The sequence below is a fragment of the Bergeyella anatis genome (assembly GCF_036016955.1).
Classification (GTDB): Bacteria; Bacteroidota; Bacteroidia; order Flavobacteriales; family Weeksellaceae; genus JAYWXI01.
This window is the reverse complement of sequence record NZ_JAYWXI010000115.1, coordinates 1-515: the sequence shown is the minus strand read 5'-3', so window position 1 is coordinate 515 and position 515 is coordinate 1. Positions and strand designations below refer to the sequence as shown.

Genomic DNA, 515 nt, shown 5'->3' with positions numbered 1-515 from the left:
TTATGCTCAAGAAACCTTGCAAGATGTTATTTTTCCTCAATACTTAAAAGCTGATTGTGAAGTTGTCCAGCCCAGAGAGAAAATGAAAGGCAAGCGGTATGCTAAGGTAGGTCCAATCTATCTTCGAGCAGAAAATACTGAATATACATACGCTGTGCTCCATATGGGAAAACGAGGCAGACAACTTTATTTCTATTTAGATGTTTTAGAACCTTCGGTTTGTTTCAAAGAAGGAAAAATCATAGATATTCATTTTACCAACGGGGAAATATTAACATTAAAAAATGAGTATCCAATCAACTGTGATGGGATTTTTGCAACGAAAGTATTTGGTAAAATGAAAAAATATCTAATTGAAAAAAATATAGCCAAAATAGAATTGTTTAGCTACGAAAAAAATTACAATTTTTTTGTAAGTGAGATACAAGATTTACAAATTAAGAAGAATATTCATTGTTTAGTAGAATATCGCTATAAAAGATAAATATGCCACTACCCGAATTAAACTTAGGAAT

At 30.9% G+C, this 515-nt stretch carries 1 protein-coding gene; it reads left to right on the top strand.

Annotated elements, in window-relative coordinates; genetic code table 11:
• Positions 1-484, top strand: a 484-nt coding sequence (locus VQ048_RS12515) for a hypothetical protein (protein ID WP_327611965.1), incomplete at its 5' end; no start/stop codon positions are given.
• Between the last annotated feature and the right edge of the window lie 31 nt (positions 485-515).